3 protein-coding genes are annotated in these 3,739 nt (G+C 68.1%); all 3 read left to right on the forward strand.

Going from position 1 to position 3,739, the window contains the following annotated elements; genetic code table 11:
* The first annotated feature begins 142 nt into the window (after positions 1-142).
* On the forward strand, positions 143-1,297 hold the full coding sequence (locus EA346_RS00655; protein ID WP_296754339.1) for a hypothetical protein: 1,155 nt from the start codon (positions 143-145) through the stop codon (positions 1,295-1,297).
* Positions 1,298-1,325: 28 nt separating this feature from the next.
* Positions 1,326-1,706, forward strand: a complete 381-nt coding sequence (locus EA346_RS00660) for a PilZ domain-containing protein (protein WP_296754342.1) — start codon at positions 1,326-1,328, stop codon at positions 1,704-1,706.
* Positions 1,707-1,805: 99 nt separating this feature from the next.
* On the forward strand, positions 1,806-3,650 hold the full coding sequence (locus EA346_RS00665; protein WP_296754344.1) for a hypothetical protein: 1,845 nt from the start codon (positions 1,806-1,808) through the stop codon (positions 3,648-3,650).
* The last annotated feature ends 89 nt before the right edge of the window (positions 3,651-3,739 follow it).

The following is a 3,739-nucleotide window of genomic DNA, read 5'->3' on the forward strand; positions in this document are numbered from 1 at the left end:
GGACCCGTGGGAGCACGACTTGCGCGCGAAGGGGGCCGCTGCGGAGCTTCCGTGATAATCAGGTTCGCAGTTCCCTCCCACTGGCCGATTCCCCCGGCGGCGTCGCCGCGCAATCGAATCCGCCCGCCGAGTACCCTTGTCCATGTTCACCTCCGCAAGCAATGTCGAAGAGCTGATCCGCAGTTTCCGGATCGAAGAGGCGATGATGCGTTACAGCAGCTTCGTTCCCCGGCTCTACAACTACTGCCGCAGCCTGGGCTTCGAGCCGGGCCGGATGCTGCCCTCGCGGGCCTTCTGCTCCGACGAGAGCCAGGGTTACCCCACGATCCTGATCGCCAAGCACTTCGGCACTTTTCCGTTCAACCACGGGCGCGGCGGCGCAATCGTCGCCACACAGCGCCACGGCCCGTTCGCCGAGCACGGCCAGGACCTGGTGATCATCCAGGCCAGCCACGTCGGATACGATCCCGAGACCGCCCAGTTCGGGACCTACCGGCGGATTCACGCCGCGCATGCCGAGTACACGCCCAACTGCGGCAAAATCGCGGCGGTCGTGTCGCGGTACCTCCGGGAGTACCGGTTTGCGCAGGCGGGCGTGCTCCTGGAACGTTGCGAGGGGGTGCTGTGCGTGCGCATCGACAATGGCCTGCTGCGGGGAAACCGCACCGAGGGCCTGTTTCTCAACCTGCCGCGACTGGTCGAGCGCGACGCCGACGGGGACTTCACGCCACTGCGCACCTACAGCACGTCGAAGAGCTTTACCGCCTCCAGTGCCCTGCAGCGCCAGGTGTCGGACCTGGATCTGAAAGAGGGGCAGCGCGTCGCGATCGGGACGCGGCTGCGACCGAAGATGTTCTTCTACCAGCGCGAACTCGACCAGGAACCGGAAAGCCGCGACCAGCAGGAGGCGGGCCTCATCGCCGCGATGCCGTGGATCGTGACCTCGCCCAACCCGCTGCTCACCGCCGCGCAGATCAATACCCAGGTGGAGTTCGACCGTGCCTTCCGGACGGCCGCCCAGGCGCCGAGCTTTCACGGCAAGCGGCTGCTGCACATCGCCGGCCTCAACATCGACATCTCGCCGCAGCCCGGCGAGATCTTCCCCACGACCCACTTCGTCCCCTGGGCCGCCTACGTGCAGGACAGGGAGGGCAACCAGCGCATTCTGGAGCAGTCGGAACTCGTTGCGCTGCTGCGTGAACAGGGCACGGAGAACCCCGACGAGGTCGATCTGGAGGCGGCGATCAGCGCGATGGCGGAAACCGACAAGGTACAGATCGGTGTCGATTCGGCGTGACGGCCCGCCACGGTCTAGAATCAGACACATGAGCGAACAACGTCTTTCCCCGCGCTTTGCGTGCCGCTGGCCGGTGGAGATCGTCGGGCCTGAAGAGCGACGTTTCCGCGCGCAGGCCGCCGACATTTCGTTGACGGGCATGGCCATGCTGGTCGACCGTGGGGTCGCGGCCTTCCTCGCGCCGTCCGGCGGCATGCTGAATCCAGGCGTGCCGCCGGTCTCGGTCGCGGTGCAGGCGCCCGAGTACGCCGAGGTGGGCAAGTTGCGTTTTGAAGGACGGGTCCGGCACATCCGCCGGCTTTCCCAGGAACAGTACCTGATCGGCATCAGGTTCACCGACCCCGATGCATCCCTCCAGCTCGAACTCCAGGCACTGGTCGAACAGGCCATGCGTTCTCCGCACGGATGATGGCAGCGGCAGCCGGGTAGCCCACCGCACAGCTGTACGGGCTCCACTGACTGCCGTTTGGCCGCGGTGTTGGCCCCGGTGTTGGTGCAGAGGAACGGTATGAGGCAATCGACCGAGACCGCCGGCCGACCCGACGAGGACTCGGGATCACTGCAGATCGAGACCGAAGGACGCGGGCGGATCGCGGAGATCAGCGCCAGCGCCCGCCGGGTTCCGTGGTTCTGGAACCTGTTGCAGGTGCTCTGGGTCGCCGGTCCGGCCACCTTCCTCGCGATGCAGGGCGGCTACTGGCTGGGATTCGGCGAGTTCGCACCGGCTCGCAACGTGATCTATTTCGCGTTCTTCACCCTGTTCCTCGGGGTCATCGCGCTGGGCAGCAAGTTCGTCTCCGTCGCCATCACCGAACGCCGGGCGGAGGAGGCGGCACAGGCACTGCGGCGGACCATCGACTGGCTTCCCGAACTGCTGTTTGCGATCCGTGACGCCGACCTCGCGGCGGACAGCACCGAGGACCGACGCCGCCGCGCGGCCGGTGCACTGCTGCAGGAACTCGACCTCGGGCCGGAGACGCTGGCACTGGCGGTGCGTGAGCTGAGCGGCGACATCGGTCTGGCACAGATCGCGCAGCAGATCGAGGTGTATCGGCGGGTGGGGTTGCACTCGCGGGTCCGGGACCTGGTCGAGGCCTCGACCGAGGCGAGGCTGGCGGCGCTGGAGCGGGCGCACGCGGAGGTGCCGGAGCTGGCGGATCTGTTGCGCGAGCGCCTGTCGGGCCGGGCGCCGAGCCAGGGCAGCGGGATCCCCCGTCGGGAAGGCTTCCTGCAGCGGCTTCTGGCAGCGGCTGAGCAGGATGATCCCGGGGCCCTGCCGGTCGCCGACGTACAGGAACTGCTGGTGCTGCTGTTCGAGCTGGTCAACGGACGCGAGATCCGCTACCTGCGTTTTTCCTGGAAGGGGAGCTGGAATGTGGCCCGCGCCCTGTCCGAGGTCGAGATCAAGCGCACCCGCCACCGGCTGGCGCAGGCTCGGGTCGACAGCCGCCTGCGCGGGTTGGCACGGCTGCTGGCGGGAACCCCCGGCAGTGGCCTGCGGCACGGCGACTTGTCCCTCGACACCGTGACACTGGGTCAGCGCGTACTCCTGGCGCTGGAGACCCTGGTTGCCGCGCGTCCCCGTCCCGGGTCGGCAGCAGCCAAGCGTCTGGCTCGGCTGCTGCACGAGGTGCATCGGCTGCACGAGGATCATGCACGCTGGCTCAAGGCCGGCCAGGCCTTCGATACGGCGCTGGCGTACTGGGAACGAATGCATCAGCGGGTACAGCCCGAGCGGCGTCGCTGGTGGCAGCGGCTACGCGGACGGGGGTTGCAGATCCAGGAAGATGTGATCGACTTCAGCAACGAGCGCAAACTCGCATTTGCGCGCGAATTCTGCCGCGTGATGGACGAAGCGGGCATCCAGTTCGACGAGCGGGGCCTGCAAGTGGGCGGGCAGGCGGTGGATCGGGGCGAGATCCGCCGGCTCGGCCTGCACCTGCTCACCCTGCTGCAGGAGTCGCTGGATCTCAGCGACCTCGCAATCCAGCGGGCGATTCAGGCCGCCCCGGCGGCCTGGCTCGGCGGGTTGCAGGCCGGAATGACGGCGGATGGGAAGGCGGGACTGGGCGCCGCCGTGGTCAAGGAGGTGCGACAGGATCTCGGGCGCATGGCCGAGCGGCTGGCGGCGCAACTGGCGACGCTGTACCAGTTGCCGCTCAGTGAGGCCCTGCGCCAGCGGCTGGTCGAGCGCTATGGAGCCAACCCGGAGCGCCTGGAAATGCTTGCGAGCCGCGTGGGGGAGGGGAGCGGCCAGCCGCTGAGGCGGGCCCAGCCGTCGGGGCGTGAGGCGCTGATGCGCGACCCGCGCTGGGCGCTGCTGCTGAAATTCGGGGATCGTTATCTGGATTGAGCCGGACGCGGCCCGCATCCCGCGGCTTTCCCGCTCCTGATGATCACGGAAGCTCCGCAGAGGGTCCCTTCGCGCGCAAGGCGCGCTCC

This window comes from Thioalkalivibrio sp., assembly GCF_007692535.1.
Taxonomy (GTDB): Bacteria; Pseudomonadota; Gammaproteobacteria; order Ectothiorhodospirales; family Ectothiorhodospiraceae; genus Thioalkalivibrio.

Bases quoted from the DNA above. Each gene is read 5' to 3' on its own strand.
- EA346_RS00655 (WP_296754339.1), top strand. From the start codon at position 143: ATGTTCACCTCCGCAAGCAATGTCGAAGAGCTGATCCGCAGTTTCCGG.
- EA346_RS00660 (WP_296754342.1), top strand. From the start codon at position 1,326: ATGAGCGAACAACGTCTTTCCCCGCGCTTTGCGTGCCGCTGGCCGGTG.
- EA346_RS00665 (WP_296754344.1), top strand. From the start codon at position 1,806: ATGAGGCAATCGACCGAGACCGCCGGCCGACCCGACGAGGACTCGGGA.